The organism is Dapis hubbardiae BLCC-M172 (genome assembly GCF_050016015.1).
Taxonomy (GTDB): domain Bacteria; phylum Cyanobacteriota; class Cyanobacteriia; order Cyanobacteriales; family Microcoleaceae; genus Trichodesmium.
The window spans coordinates 29,821-45,703 of sequence record NZ_JBNHEQ010000022.1 but is presented as its reverse complement, the minus strand read 5'-3'; the positions used below and the strand labels follow the sequence as shown (position 1 = coordinate 45,703).

Annotated in this window: 9 protein-coding genes; 3 read left to right on the top strand and 6 right to left on the bottom strand. The window is 35.1% G+C overall.

Translation table 11 applies throughout. The features are described from left to right. Nucleotides 1-651 precede the first annotated feature (651 nt). The 3 genes from ACP6PK_RS02935 to ACP6PK_RS02925 form a co-directional block, all read right to left on the bottom strand. Nucleotides 652-2,550 (bottom strand): sensor histidine kinase, encoded by a 1,899-nt coding sequence (locus ACP6PK_RS02935; RefSeq protein ID WP_426557622.1) that lies wholly within the window; start codon nt 2,548-2,550, stop codon nt 652-654. Nucleotides 2,551-3,004: 454 nt separating this feature from the next. Continuing rightward, nucleotides 3,005-3,886: a phosphate/phosphite/phosphonate ABC transporter substrate-binding protein gene (gene phnD, locus ACP6PK_RS02930; RefSeq protein ID WP_426557620.1), complete on the bottom strand. Its 882-nt coding sequence runs from the start codon at nt 3,884-3,886 to the stop codon at nt 3,005-3,007. A gap of 346 nt (nt 3,887-4,232) precedes the next feature. After that, nucleotides 4,233-5,120, bottom strand: coding sequence for a phosphate/phosphite/phosphonate ABC transporter substrate-binding protein (locus ACP6PK_RS02925; RefSeq protein ID WP_426557618.1), 888 nt, complete (start codon nt 5,118-5,120; stop codon nt 4,233-4,235). Nucleotides 5,121-5,294: 174 nt separating this feature from the next. On the opposite strand from ACP6PK_RS02925, the gene ACP6PK_RS02920 reads away from it, so the two are divergent. Then, nucleotides 5,295-7,811, top strand: coding sequence for a 5'-nucleotidase C-terminal domain-containing protein (locus ACP6PK_RS02920; protein WP_426557616.1), 2,517 nt, complete (start codon nt 5,295-5,297; stop codon nt 7,809-7,811). 646 nt (nt 7,812-8,457) lie between these two features. Then, entirely contained in the window at nt 8,458-9,192 is a 735-nt protein-coding gene (locus ACP6PK_RS02915; RefSeq protein ID WP_426557614.1) for a PEP-CTERM sorting domain-containing protein, read from the top strand. Between the two features lie 796 nt (nt 9,193-9,988). Here the strand turns inward: ACP6PK_RS02915 and ACP6PK_RS02910 are convergent. The 3 genes from ACP6PK_RS02910 to ACP6PK_RS02900 all read right to left on the bottom strand — a co-directional run bounded on the left by ACP6PK_RS02910 (nt 9,989) and on the right by ACP6PK_RS02900 (nt 12,718). Then, nucleotides 9,989-10,303, bottom strand: a complete 315-nt coding sequence (locus tag ACP6PK_RS02910) for a Mo-dependent nitrogenase C-terminal domain-containing protein (RefSeq protein WP_426557612.1) — start codon at nt 10,301-10,303, stop codon at nt 9,989-9,991. An 892-nt stretch (nt 10,304-11,195) separates the two neighbouring features. Next, nucleotides 11,196-11,615 (bottom strand): peptide chain release factor 1, encoded by a 420-nt coding sequence (locus ACP6PK_RS02905; RefSeq protein ID WP_426557610.1) that lies wholly within the window; start codon nt 11,613-11,615, stop codon nt 11,196-11,198. A gap of 569 nt (nt 11,616-12,184) precedes the next feature. Further along, nucleotides 12,185-12,718, bottom strand: coding sequence for a DUF4168 domain-containing protein (locus ACP6PK_RS02900; RefSeq protein ID WP_426557608.1), 534 nt, complete (start codon nt 12,716-12,718; stop codon nt 12,185-12,187). An 889-nt stretch (nt 12,719-13,607) separates the two neighbouring features. Here ACP6PK_RS02900 and ACP6PK_RS02895 point away from each other — a divergent pair. Continuing rightward, nucleotides 13,608-15,632 carry an ABC transporter ATP-binding protein gene (locus ACP6PK_RS02895; RefSeq protein WP_426557606.1) on the top strand — a complete coding sequence of 675 codons (2,025 nt, stop codon included), beginning with the start codon at nt 13,608-13,610 and terminating at the stop codon, nt 15,630-15,632. The last annotated feature ends 251 nt before the right edge of the window (nt 15,633-15,883 follow it).

Sequence of the window (15,883 nt, the reverse complement as noted above, 5' to 3'; positions counted from 1 at the left end):
TTTAGACCAATAGACCTCTGAAAAAATTAATCTCTAGAATAAATTTAATAAAGAGTTTTTAGGAGAGGTTAAGATAGGCTTCAGCATTAATTTTTGCTTCCTGTTCCCTACTATATACTCCCCTAAAATTTTTATTAACTCAAGTTGCAAATTCCTGTATTTAGACTTTTTTTGAAGTATATCTGACTTAAAAACCTAAAGTGTTGCAACTTGAACTAAGGAAACTAACTTAGGCTTAGATGTGCTAGAAACAAAACTATCATAGTTATATCTATATCTTGGTTTTTTAATGGCGACAGAAAATGTGTGATTACAAGTTCTATTAATTGAAACTTGTCTAAATTTAGAAATTTTGCATTTAGTTTGTAACATTTTTCTACCTAATAAATATTGATTACAATTACCTATCAATCCTAAGCTTTAGCTTTTTTGTTTCCCTGAAATTACTCTAGTATTAATAAACCTAACATCTCTTAGTTAAATTTTTAATAAATTCAGGTTAAGATTCAGTAAAAAGGGGGATTTATAGTTAATAATCATATCCTCTTGGGATGATTAGTAATAAATAACTAGGTGAGAGTTAGAAGAATGATATTTAAACTATTTATTCTGACTCCTGACTCCTGTCTCCTGACTCCTGATTTGTATTTTCTACTGAGGCATTTGAGTCGGCAAAGTAATAGTAAATTCTGTTCCATGTTCAGAATTAGAAATTACTTCAATTTTTCCACCATGTTGTTTAAGAATTTGGTAGCAATTTGTTAGTCCTAAACCTGTACCCTGACCAACAGGTTTTGTTGTAAAAAATGGGTCAAATAATTTGTCTAAAATATTTGCTGGTATTACCGGACCGTTATTCCAAAAACTTACTTTTACTTGATCGATATCTATGTTTTCAGTCTGAATTTTTAGAGTAGGAACAAAATCTATTTGACTTACTTGCAATTGAAATTCTGGTTCGTTAATGGCATCAATAGCATTACCAAGTATATCTATAAAGACTTGATTGATATTAGCTGGATAGCACTCAACTAAAGATAAATCTCCATAGTTTTTAATTAATTTGATTGAGTCAAGTTTATGATTTAAAATTACCAGAGTATTTTCAATACCTTGATTAAGATTAATAGATTTAACATCTGACTCATCCAAGTGAGAAAAATTTCTTAAAGACTTAACAATTTGTCGAACCCTTTCTGCACCATTGTTCATAGAAGATAAAATTTTCCACAAATCTTGAGTTAAAAAATCTAAGTCAATTTCTTCTAGATAATCTTCAATTTCTGGGTTGACTTGAGGATAATGCTGCTGATATAAATCTACTAACTCTAATAAACTCTCAGCATATTCTTCAACATATCTAGTATTGCCATAAATAAAGTTAATTGGATTATTAATTTCATGGGCAACTCCAGCAACCATTTTCCCTAAACTAGACATTTTTTCTGTTCGGATAAGTTGGGATTGAGTTTCTTGAAGTTGCTCTAGTGTTTTAGTCAGTTCAATAGTCCGTTCTTCCACGCGATTTTCTAAAGTTTTTTGAGACATTTCTAGCTGATGAGTATATTCTCCTACCCACAAAATAAGTTTATTTAAAGAAATAGCTAATAACCCAACTTCATCTTTTGTATTCACAGTAGCTTGTAGGTAAAAATTAGATTCTTTAGTAACTCTTTGAGCAACTTCAGTCACTTGTTTTAAAGGATTAGCAATTACATTACTGATGTAAATTGCTAAAAATGTTGCCGTACCAACGGAAATAAGAATACTAATAAAAATAATTCTTCTTTGTAACTTAATTACCTCATTAAAACTAGAGTGAGCTTGAAAATATTGCTCATCTGCTAGTTTGATAATAGAGATTAGTTTTCCCGATAAACGCTCCAATTTTAGATCTATTTGAGTAGCTTCCCTGTCAGTTAATGAAACAATAATTGCCTGTTGCGCTTGAGGCACTTCCTCTCGTTTTAAATTAGGTGGGTCAATTTTTTCCCATAGGGATTTAATTCTATCTACATAATCGTTTGTGACTGTTGTATAAGATTTTAATAGTTCTTCATATTCCCTAATTTCTACAGCTAAATCGTTAGGATTAGTATCTATAAAAATAGCAATTTCTTCTAAATTTTTCCTGGCTCTACTAACATATCCTAAAAATTTTGCTTTCTCAAAATCAAACCAAATATTTCTAGTTAATGTTGGAACTAAATTTTGAGGATGGGAAGTCATCCCCAACACAGATTTTTCCAAATCATTTAGAATTTTACTTTGTTTGTCTGCAATATTTAATGTTTTTAGCGCCTGCTTTTCATAATATTCCGAAATTATTAACCCTATAGTAATTCCAATTACTGCAACGCCAATCGCTATGGCATAGCTATAACCAAATTTTTGAGCAATACTCAGACGCTTTAATACATTACTTATCCTATTAATCTTAAATTTGCATAGCAGTTTCCAAATTCTATTTTTATTTGGCTGTGGCATCTTATTTATTAGAGAAGAATTAACTTCTATATATTGGGAATAGTCATTTTCTTCAGATTGCATAAAAACTTGTATTTTTATTAGCTATTTTACTTTCAGCAACTAGGGGCAGGTTTTGAGGATTAAATCGCTGTTATATCAAGGCGTTTGTCTAAACCCGCCCCACATTTTTTTTTACTTTTAATTAAACCTACCTACCAGCGCGTCTAGCTTGAAAATGTGGGTAAATTTGACTCAATAAAGACCTCTCCCCTAACCCCTCTTCTGCAAGGAAAAGGGATAAATACTCCCCCTTCCTTAGTAGGGAAGGAGGTTGGGGGGTTAGGTTCTTTTTATCCACAATTTTAGTCTAGACGCCCTACTACTTGTTTACTTTACTAACAACGAAAATTTAGCACCCTGAAATGTCAAATATTTTTATGTATTTTTTAATCTCAAAAATTAGGTCTTTTCAACTAGAAAACATCGAACTTATTTCTCTTATTTTATGTTACTTATTACCAGTTCTATCTAAATATTATTCTGAAATTATATCGCCTTCTCCAATCGCTTGATAAACATCACGAATTAAATCGTAATCTTTATCATTAGCAGCTACTAATTTAGAACCTTTATATTTTTTTGTATATTCTCCCTTTGCTAAAGCAGTTATTAATTTATCTTGATTATTAACAATAAGATTTTTATACTCTTCAATTGCTTGAGAATCTAATTTATTACTAACAATAATTACGTCACTAGGTAACAAATCAGTTTTAGCTAAAATTGGAAAATCATTTTCTGATGCACTCTCAGTGTCGAGAAAATATTGATAATCAACAGCAGATCCTCCCCAAGCATCAACTTTTCCTTGTTTAAAATTTTCCAGACTGCCATCATCTCCCAACATCATAATTTTTAGATCGGACTGAGGATCTAATCCTGCTTCCATCAAAAGTTTTGTCGGTCCGAGATGACCACTCGTAGAACCAATATCTGACAATGCTAAAGTTTTACCTTTTAGTTGAGCAGCAGATTTAATTGGACTACCAGCAGGAACGGCAATTACAGCACGATAATTAGGGCGAGTCACTGCCACCAGAGGTATTGCATTTGTCCGACTATTAATAACAACATATTCTGAAGGTCCTGCTAATAACAAATCAACTTGATTTAACTGTAAAGCAGCGGCGGCCATGGCAAAACTCTCAACTGGAAAAAACTCAATTTTTGTTGCTAATACTTCTTCTAAAGCAGCACGAAATGCTTCATAATCACGTTTTAATTTTCTTTCTTCAACAACATCCGTTACTGCAAATCGAAGTTTTTCTGGTTTATTCTCTATTTTCGAGTTATTAGTCGTTGCAGAACAACTGGTAATAAATAGTAAAGTATACCCAATAAAATTACGCCGTTTCATGCTTTTTTTCCTCTCGAAATTTAGCTGAATTACTGAGTTACATAACAAATAATATTGATGCCCCTGTTAAACTTTTTCCTATTCTCTAAAACTTAGAATTTTTTACCTGAATCAGACCTAATAATTTTTGTGTTTAACTTACTCTAGAAATGAGAGTTACTCAAATTACAAGTAAATTGTGAATAATGGATTTTTTAATCTTAAATGTTGCAATATAAAATTAATTATAGATTGCTTTCCTAACGGAATGCTCCGCAAACACTATCGTTTGCTATCGCAAAGCTGCGCTAAACGCAATGACAATTATATGGCATAATTTTAGCTGAAACAGTCTAATAACGATAGATTATTGTGAAATTAAATCACCTTCTCCAATCTCCTTATAAACATCACGAATCAAATCGTAATCAGCATCATTAGCAACTACAAGTTCAGAAGTATTATATTTTTTTGTAGATTTTCCCTCTGCCAAAGCTGCAACTAATTGTTCTTGATTATTAACAATAAGATTTTTATACTCTTCAACTACCTGAGAATTTAGTTTATTACTAACAATAATTACATCACTAGGTAACAAAGCAGTTTTAGCTATGATCGGAAAATCATTTTCTGATGCGTTCTCCGTTCTGAGGAGAAAATCATAGTCTGAAGTAGATCCTCCCCACGCATCAACCTTTCCTTGTTTAAAACTTTCTAGACTACCATCATCTCCCAACATCATAATTTTCAGATCGGACTTAGGATCTAATCCTGCTTCCATCAGTAGTTTCGTTACCCCCAGATGACCACCTGTAGAACCGATATATGACATCGCTATAGTTTTACCTTCCAGTTGGGCAACAGATTTAATGGGACTATCAGCATTAACTACAATTACAGAATAATAATTAGGGCGAGTCACTGCAATTAAAGGTATTGCATTTGTCCGAGCATTAATAACAACATATTCCGATGGCCCAGCTAATACCAAATCTACTTGATTCAACTGTAAAGCTGCTGTAGCTGTGATATAACTCTCAACTGGAAAAAACTCAATTTTTGTTCCTAATACTTCTTCCAGAACAGCACGAAATGGCTCATAATCAGGTAACTTTTCCTCACCAACAACATCTGTTACTGCAAACCGTAGTATTTCTGGTTTGTTTGCTATTTCCGAGTTATTAGTATTATTTGTTGTTGCCGAACAACTGGTAATAAATAGTAAAATGTACCCAATAAAATTACGCCGTTTCATATCTTGGTTTGTGAGTCTAATTTAGCTGAATTAGTTAATTACATAATAACATTATTTATCTAGAATATATGTTTTTTTAACCAACCCTTAACCTGATGAAAAACTCTCTTTAAATATTACTTAATTTTTTTAGGATATTATAAGCAAGAAAAATTTTAAAATTTACCGAAATACATGGAACCAATTCAACTACAAATTCTTCATGCTGCTGACCAAGAAGCAGGTATTCAAGCAATAGAAGATGCGGTTAATTTTTCTGCAGTTATGAATGCTCTAGAGGATGATTTTGAGAATACTTTAAAATTATCTTCTGGAGACATTTATATTTCTGGACCATTCTTTAATGCTAGTGATAGTAATGAACTTTATGGTGAAGCAGGAATTGGTGATATTTTAATCAATAATGCTCTTGGGTTTCAAGCAGTTGCTTTTGGTAACCATGAATTTAACCAAGGAACAGGAACCATTGCTAACCTACTTGCAGCAAACCCTGAAATTACAGGACTAGGAATTGGTAACGAAGGTTTTCTAGGTACTCAGTTCCCCTATCTCAGCACTAACCTTGACTTCAGTCCTGATGAAAACCTTGCTGGTTTTGTTGTAGCAGACGGTGGAGCGCCCCAACCTAATACAATTTCCGGTAGCGTTGTCATTGAAGTAGATGGGGAAGAAATAGGTATTGTCGGCGCAACGACCCCTGCTTTACCTTCCATTTCTTCTCCTGGTGATGTTGTTGTCTCCCCATCAGACACTGATGATATTGCAGCTTTATCTGAAATTATCCAAGAAACAGTAGATGAATTAACTGCCACAGGTATTAATAAAGTAATTCTGCTAGCACACATGCAGCAGATTAGTATTGAAGAAGAATTAGCAGAACTTCTGGAAGGTGTTGATGTTATCATCGCAGGTGGTTCCAATACTCTCCTGGCCACAGAAGACGACATCCTTCGGGATGGAGACCAACGTCAAGGTCAATATCCCCTGGAATTTACATCTGCTAGCAACGAACCTGTATTAGTTGTCAATACCGACGGTAACTACAGATATGTTGGTCGCCTCATCGCTGACTTTGATGAAAATGGTATTATTACCAGTTTCGATGAAGATTTAAGTGGTGCTTATGCTACTGATGATGAAGGAGTTGACCGAGCTTTTGGGCAAGATGTCGATCCAGAAGATGAAGCATATCCCACAGTGGTAGCTGTAACAAATGCTATTAATGCCAATATTTCTGACAGAGACGGTAATATTTTCGGTTCCACAGATGTATTCCTCAACGGTACAAGAGGAAATGTCCGCACAGAAGAAACTAATTTAGGAAATCTTACGGCGGATGCAAATTTATTTATTGCCCAAGAATATGAATCTGATGTAGTAGTTTCCATTAAAAATGGTGGCGGTATCCGCGACAACATAGGTCAGTCATTTATTCCTGCTGGCGGTACTTCCGATGACTTAGTGCAGTTACCACCTGCTGGAAATGAATTTGTAGGTAAACAAGAAGGGCAAATTTCTCAGCTAGACATTGAGAATACCCTCCGCTTCAATAACGAACTAACTCTCCTAACAGTTACAGCAGAAGAACTCAAACAAATTCTCGAACACGGTGTAGCAGCAACTACAGATACTTCAACTCCTGGTCAGTTTCCCCAGGTGGGAGGTCTTACTTTCAGTTTTGATGCCACTCAACAAGCCATCGAATTTAATGAAGATGTTACAGCTATTGAAACAGATGGAGAGCGCATCAGGAGTCTGGCAATTACAGATGAAAATGGAGCGATCGCCGATGTTGTAGTTCGCGATGGAGAAATAGTTGGAAACCCAGACCGAGAAATTCGCCTGGTGACTCTCAACTTCCTTGCAGGTGGAGGCGATAATTATCCTTTCCCACTGTTTGGCGAAAATTCAGTTGAGTTGGTAAATGAACCTCTTCCAACAGGTGCAACTAACAACGCTAGCTTCACTGATAACGGTTCTGAACAAGATGCACTAGCTGAGTTTCTGTCAGAAAACTTCCCCATTGGTGGTACAACTTTTCGCAGGACAGACGTTGGTCCAGAGCAAGACAGAAGGATTCAAAATTTGTCTGAGCGTCAGGATACAGTCTTAACTATTCGAGGTGGTCGTACTAACGATCGCCTCACTGGTACTGCTCTTGAAGATACTCTTAGTGGTGGTCGTGGTTCTGACCGCTTGTTTGGTCGTGGTAGTAACGATATATTAAATGGTGGCCCAGGTTTCGACCGCTTATTTGGTGGTCCTGGTGACGATACTCTCAGGGGTGGTCCAGGACGCGATCGCCTCAATAGTGGTCCTGGAGATGACGTGATGACTGGCGGTGCTAGTATTGACCGTTTTATCTTTAACACAAATCGAGCTTATAGTCAAGATGATTTAGGTCAGGATACGATTACTGATTTTGATGTGGAGCGGGATATTATTCTCCTAGACAGAACAACTTTCACTGCTATTCCTGGAGATGCAGCTAATTTTAACGAAATATTTGGTACTGTCACCAGTGATGCTGATGCTGCTATTAACGATGTGGCGATCGTTTACAATACCAATAATGGTAATCTATTCTATAACCAGAATGGTAATGGTGCAGGGTTAGGTACTGGCGGTTTATTCGTCACTCTGGATGCTGGACTTACACTTGACGCTGATAATTTTGTGTTTAGAGGGTAGGTTGTAGCTTCAGTACATAATAGAAATCAACCCGTAGGGGTGGGTTCATCAGTTAATTGTGATACCCAACAACAAATCATCTAAACCCACCCCAAAACATCATCAAAATTAATGGTAAAACCTGCCCCTACAATTTTATTGATTCGACGGGGAAATGTTTTTGAAGGGTTGCTCAAAATACCCGTTACAAAAATAACTTTTGACTTATGAATTATGACTTCTGGCTTCGCTCAAGGCCACATAACAATATTTCTCCTTTATAAAATAGATATTGCCACTTTTCATCTTTATTTTTATCTCTACAAATCAATTAATTTTCCTCTCCTCAAAAAAAAGCTTTCGGGATTCATTTAAGTGATTTCACTTAACCACTACAAAAAAGTAAGCCATTTAACGTATATTTAGATAATTTTCATCAGTATTCTCACTATTTTATTAATTTTATTGTAATAATAATAAATCTGTGAAAATACATATTTATATTTTTTTCGTAAAGATATACCTTTATATATTGCGCTTTTTATAAAATTAGTGCATGATGGTAAATGAAAGGTAAGCAAGCAGAATTAAAAAATAAATCTTCAGATTTACACTTTATATTCTAGAAGTTAAAAGTTACAACAAACCAACAAGGAGAATAATTAAGATGAAAAGCGTATTATCTACTGTATTAGCTGCTTCTGTAATGAGCATTGGGTTGGTTGGTATATCCACTACAGATGCTCTTGCTAACAATGGGAATGGGAATGGCAATGGCAATGGCAATGGCAATGGTAACCAAAACAACACCGAAACTTCAACTGCCGAAGCTGAAACTAACATTTTTTGTACTGATTTAGATTTCTCTGGCATATCCACTTATACTGGTTGCGAACGTTTTGATGGTAATGACTCTAATCAACAAGACGATGTAGCAAGTCTGTTTGAAAGTGATGCAACGATTAATCCTGGAGCCAGTCATGATGCTTACAAGATAGATATTAGTGGAGAAAATTTTACTATAAACAATCCTTTTACAGGATCAACTAATTTCTACGAACTAGAACTTACACAAGATAATGCAGGAACAGTCACATTTTTGCAAGACGTTAACTATGAGTTTGCTCTTGTTCTAAAAACAAGCACAAATTGGAGTGCATACGAGTTCGATGGCATCAAAGCAGGTGACATTTTAAACATCAATACTCTGGGTGTCTCCACCAATAAGGGACAAGGCAGAGCTTTCTCTCATGTGTCTTTCTACGTTTCCGATACACACGCTGCTCTCAACGACGATATTAATTCTAACCCAAAAGTTCGCGTACCAGAACCTAGCAGCATTGCAGCTTTAGCATTCATCGGTGGTGGAATGTTCCTTTCCCGTCGTCGTCAGTCTCACTAAGAAATTGTTTTGAACTATAATTGCATCTACTATAAATTCTAAAGTTGGAAAAAATGATATTCCCATAACTGGCATTCTCCTAAAAGCTAAACAGGAGAGTTCCAGCATTTTTTTGTTTGTATATTCATAGTATTTCTGGGTTTTGTTGTATCAATAGGTGATATCAAATCTAGATAATTACTATAGCCTAGTCATTGCGACTGGAATAGAGTGGAGGGAAGCAATCTCAGGGTTCGAGATTGCTTCCTGTCGTTGCAATGACGACTATTCAATGGGATTCTATATGAAAGGGTAATATCAAATCTGGATAATTACTATCGCCTAGTCATTGCGACTGCAAGGGAGTGGAAGGTTTGCGGAGCATTCCAGAACGGATAGCAATCTCAGGGGTAACGCGAGATTATTTCCTATCGTCGCAATGACAAGTTTTCAGCCAGATTATATCTGAGCAGACAGAAGTCGGGTAGATGTAGGTTATATGATGTTCGGTTGAATAGTTATAATTAGGATATAGATGGAAGAGATATCTCAAACCCCTGAGATTGCTTCCTTCCACTCCGTTCCAGTCGCAATGACTTTATAGTTAGTATTTATCCGAACATAATATTAGTAGTGTGAGCCTCTTTGCTGTGCCTATTCCCTATTCCCTATTCCCTATTCCCTAGCGCGTAGCGCCATAACACCAAAAAACCCAATTTCCTCCTTGAAACTGGGCTTTAATTACCACACTAAATATTATTCAGAAATTAACGGCAAACAACATAAAAACCAAACAATTTAAAATCAGAAATAGATTTCAACAATACCTACTAATATCCTCCCCACAATCATCCGCCAGAAAACTTAAAGCTCTAAATCTTAATCCGATAAATTGGTCGTACAAAGGATTAAGTTTACACATAGGAGGAATATGGAAAAGTAGATGTCCGAATAGTTTTATATCTCTCTCAAAAGGACATTGAGCTGGAATTAATTTACATAACCAATGTGCCATTTTTGGATTGTTTACTTCTACACCATCAAGATATTTTCTAATTGGTTGTAGTAGCCTATCTAAATAGTTATGATCGCCATGAGAAACTTCTGGAGAAATACTTGTAATAGAACTCATAATTCAGATAATCCTATATAAATTCAACTCTATCAATGATATTTCTACTTTAACTTTGATGTCACCAATTGCATAGTTAAATTGGCCGATTTTGATAAATTTTCACAATAACTTTAATTTTTTACCCTACTATTGTGAAGATTCGATTAAGTATTTTAATTTGTGTTTCAAATCACAGGCTTTTATTAAAAAAATTTGTTAGTATAGATATGAAACAATTCAAACTTAAAAAAATAATTATTATCTGTAAAATTTAGTAAACTATTCAGTAAATCTACATAAAAAAATAGTTATAGAAAAAGTTAATTTTAGTAAATTGTTATCTACTATACTGAAATTTAATTCTATTATATTATTTCCGGATAATCAGTGATAAAAAAGTTTTTGTTTGTAGTAAAGCTTGAGCAATTTCTACAGTTCAGGCTAGCAGCTCTACTACAAGCTTTAATTGGAAAAATATGTGATTTCGATCGCAATAATATAGGGACTTTCCATCGAAAGTCCCTACAGAGAAAAAAAAGGTTGATTAATTTGTTAGAGATATCTAAGTAGTTAGGTCTAATTAAATGTTGAAAAAATTGTAGGGGCAGGTTTAACCCAAAAGGTTGACATAAGCACAATTTAGTGTATTAAACCCACCCTAGTGACATGTGACACGTCTAAAATGTTGAAAAAATTGTAGGGGCGGGTTTCATCAGAAATTTTCATGCTTACTCTAAGATTTACATAAACCCGCCCCGCCCGACGGTGGTTTATATCATTGGGGGGCAGGTTTGAAATTAATGAATAATAAATAATGGATAATGAATAATGAAAGATTTCCATACTCCCTTACTATCTCTCGGTTTTAACAAGAGGTCATTATTAATTATTAATTATTAATTATTATTAATTATCGTTGCCAATAAGGTCGTCCTTTCCAGAAAACTCCTACAGCTAAACTTATTAATGAAGCTCTAGATGCAGTTAGCAATATAGAAGGCAAAGGTAATAAAGATTTTAATAATAAACCAATAAATAAACAGAAAACTAGCGCCCAAAGACTAGAATTATTCAGTAACCATTCTTTTTGCCACCATTCCAATAAATAAACCGCTAATGCTCCCATTCCTATTGCTACCCCTATGGGTATTAAAACCCCAAAAAATGGAGATGAAAATAACATATTCAATGGTTTGAGAATCACAAAGAAATAAGTTAAGCTGAGGATTAATAATACTTCTGAAGTTACTACTGTCAAAGTAGTTATTAAACTTACTAAAAATAGTTCTGGCCAAGGTAGATTTTTTAAACGTTGCCAAATATTATTCATTAGTTGATAATTCCTGGGATAAGAAAAATCAGGTCAACCTTTAATTATACCAAATAATTAGCAAAACTTGTAGTATTTTGACACACCTCAAATATGACAATAGTAGGGGCGATTTCCTGCAGAATGCTTTGCTACGCACATGAAACGCAAAGGCGTTTGCGACAGCACTCGGAACGAAATCGCCCCTACTCCCTCTTTTTTAGAGATGTCTACCCCTACTCCCTCTTTATCTGGAGATATCTAATTAATTAATTAATTATTGCTCTGCTGATTAAATATCAAAGCCTTTATAAATTAAGATTTTAGCCTTTTTAGGTCTGGAAAAAGTACGAACTTTTAGGTCAAAAAGATTCAAAAATTTAGGATTTTGGGTTGACTCATGGCTGAAAAATCAAGGGATAATTTTTCTGACTACCTCCTCGCTCCCATACCCATTCCTCCTGACTCTGTACGGACGTTGCACAGGCAAAAATGCGTTTTCCGTTCCGGAATGCTCCGCTTTCCATGTTGCGCAGCAAAACGTCCCTACCTCCTGACTCCTACTCTCACCCATAAGACTTCAGCAAACCCTAATTACCAGTTTCTTCTTGAATACGAATCAACTCAGCTTGAATTTTTTCTCGCAAAGTTGGATCGGTTTTTTGAGTCATTGTAATTCGATTAAACCTAGAAACTGTCAAATCATTTCCTTCAATAATTTTTTTAGCTTGATTGCAGTAACTAACAGCAATTACCTTAACATTTTGTGGTAAAGTATTAACACTACTTTTCTGATTACAAATTATTGGTGGAACAGAACCACTGGGAGTTTGTTTTTGAAATTCATTTTTAATTTCTCTATATACTCCTATTCTTAAGTTCTCAATTTGTAAGACTGAAAAAGCATACTTTGTTATTTCTTCAGCAGTTACTGCTTGATCTGTGAAAGATTCTTGAGCATAGACTGCTGTATCAAATATAGGAGTTAATGATGATGGGTTTGACACTCTAGGTACTACACCCATCATTAAGCCCAATGTAGACAAAGTTGCAACTAATAAAGACCGGGATATTAGTCTCTGGGGGTATAGTTGGATATTACAAACTATAGCTTTGATGTTCATACTTCTGAGCAAAAATAAAAATTAAACTACCATTAGTATTTAGAATTATTTTAATCCAATAAAGTTCCCACTGAATCCCACTGAATAGGGGTATTTAATGAAAGTAGAGAAAATTAAAGTGACTTAATATATACTATATTGTCTTTAGTTTCTGCTAAAAAAATTAATTGGTAGGAGTGTTATAGTTGATTTAATAAGTATATTTGAAATATTTTATTTTTTAGAGTTTTGCTTTAATAGCTAAGATAAACTGGTAAAATATTTAACAAGTGCTAATTCTAGATACTGAAAATCAATAAATTTTATAACCCAAGAGTGAACATATGGTAATTGAGGGCCATCATAAAACGACACAAGACAATTTTTGATTATCAGCTTCAATTTTCTACTTTGTTCCCTATTCCCTATATTTAGGGTTTGCTGATTAAATCTAAAAGCATTGACAGATAAAGGTAAGTACCTTTTTAAGTCTTGAAAAAGTACCTGGTTTTGAGCTGCTTCATGCACGGTTCCCGAAAAATCAAAAAGTTAGGATTTTGGGTTGACTATAGCAGAAAAATCAACGGATAATTTTTCCGACTGCCTCCTCTAAATTCCTCCTGACTCCTGACTCTGTACGGACGTTGCACAGGCAAAAATGCGTTTTCCGTTCCGGAATGCTCCGCTTTCCATGTCGCGCAGCGATACGTCCCTACCTCCTGACTCCTACCACTTATACTTTTTCAGCCAACCCTATCTAGCAATTATAAATTAGGTTTCAAAAAACAAAAAATAAATAAATAACTCCGAAACTTCTACCTATTCCCTATTCCCTCTCTCCACTAGGAAATTTATTTTGCACAACTACTTATAATTAATTGAATTGTTGGTATTTAATTTTTAAATCATAATGACTGATACTGTATTAGATGTTCGTAACCTCAAAGTTCAATTTACAACTGAAGAAAAACTGGTAAAAGCTGTTGATGGTATATCCTTTACTGTAAAGAAAGGACAAACTCTAGGAATTGTTGGAGAGTCAGGTTCTGGAAAATCTGTCACATCTCTAGCAACTATGGGTTTATTACTAGCAAAATCTTGCCAAATTAGTGGTGAAATTTGGTTTAATAATTCCGAAGAAAATGAACAAACCTCTGAACCAATAAATTTATTACAATTACTGGAACAAGAAAAACAACAATACCGGGGTGGGAAAATTTCCATGATTTTCCAAGAACCCATGAGTTCTCTTAACCCAGTTTACACCATAGGATTTCAGTTAACAGAAGCTATTAGATTTCATCAAAATGTTTCAGCAGCAGAAGCACGACGTCAAGCAGCATCCCTACTTCAAGAAGTAAAACTTCTCCCCAGTGATGAGATATTGCGACAAAAATCTCTGGAGGAAATAACAGAGGATAGTCAAAATTTAGGACAGAAAAAATCTCAACGGGAGTTAGCAACAATAGTAAATGGTTCAGGTAAGTCTGCTGTTAGTCAAGTAGAAGGGTTAAGCGACCGCCAAATTATGCTGCAAGTTAACCAAAAAAAGCTAGCAATGTTAGACCGTTATCCCCACGAACTTTCTGGCGGTCAAATTCAAAGGGTAATGATAGCTATGGCGATTTCTTGTAACCCTACTTTATTAATTGCAGATGAACCGACAACAGCTTTAGATGTTACAGTGCAGGCAAAAATTTTAGACTTGCTGCGGGAATTAGGAGAAACCAGAGGAATGTCTATTATATTTATCTCCCACGACTTGGGGGTAATTTCCGAAGTAGCTAATACTGTAGCAGTAATGTATCAAGGAAAAATAGTTGAATATGGTGAAATTGAGCAAATATTTTCTCAACCACAGCATCCTTATACAAAAGGTTTATTAGCTTGTCGTCCTCCCTTACATGGAAAAGTTTTGCGTCTACCTACTGTTTCTGATTTCATGGAAGAGGTAACAAATTCTAGTGGAGAAATAGAAATTCGGGAAAAAAACACAGCAGTAACACAACCACAAAATATAGATTTTGCAAAAGAAACAGCACCTCAAACAACTGAAAATCCCATCTTGCAAGTTAATCATTTACGAGTCGGGTTCCCAGTCAAAGGAATTTTCGGTCAAACTCAACGTCTCTTGATGGCAGTTAATGATGTTTCTTTTGCTGTTTCTCCCGGTGAAACTCTGGGTTTAGTGGGAGAGTCTGGTTGTGGTAAAAGTACCTTAGCAAGAGCAATACTCCAATTAATTCCAGTGACAAGTGGAGAGGTATTTTTTGAGGGTCAAGAAATTACAAACCACCATGCAGGTAAGTCGGGAATTAAGCAATTTTTGGAGTCCCTGAAAAATTCTCAACCAAAAAATGGCAAAAATCGTAATCAAGAAAAATATGAGCAAATGTTGCGGAGGTTGCGACGAGATATGCAAATTATTTTTCAAGACCCCTTTGGTTCCCTTGACCCCCGTTTAACTGTTGGTGCAGCAGTTATGGAACCAATGTTAATTCATGGTGTAGGTAATAGTTATAAAATTAGACGCGATCGCGCAGCACATTTATTAGAAAGAGTGGGATTAACTGCTGACTCGTTAAGTCGTTATCCTTATGCTTTTTCTGGAGGTCAACGTCAACGAATTTGTATTGCTCGTGCTTTAGCATTGAATCCTAAGTTAATTATTTGTGATGAGTCAGTTTCTGCTTTAGATGTCTCGGTGCAAGCGCAAGTGCTGAATTTATTAAAAGAATTGCAAGATGAATTTGGGTTGACGTATATTTTTATTTCCCACGATCTGAGTGTGGTGAAATTTATGAGCGATCGGATCATGGTGATGAACCAAGGCAAAATTGAAGAAATTGGTCTTGCGGAACAAGTTTATGAGCAACCACAACGAGAATATACGCGCCAACTTATTGCTTCTATTCCTACAGGAAATTTAGAGTAGTCTACAACTTTGTAGACTTTGACAATAATCTAAATTTTCGGCGTTGCTATTTAAGAGCAAAAAAAAACCTCCACCAATCACGGCGGAGGTTATCCATCAGGGTGCATCTACCTTTTCTCTTTCCCATCTTTGTCTCTTGACTCCGGAAAGAATCAATTTAATTTTCTAGTTACTATTTTGTCGCAAAAAAAAACCCCCACCAATCACGGCGGAGGTTATCCATCAGGGTGCATCTACCTTTTCTCTTTCCC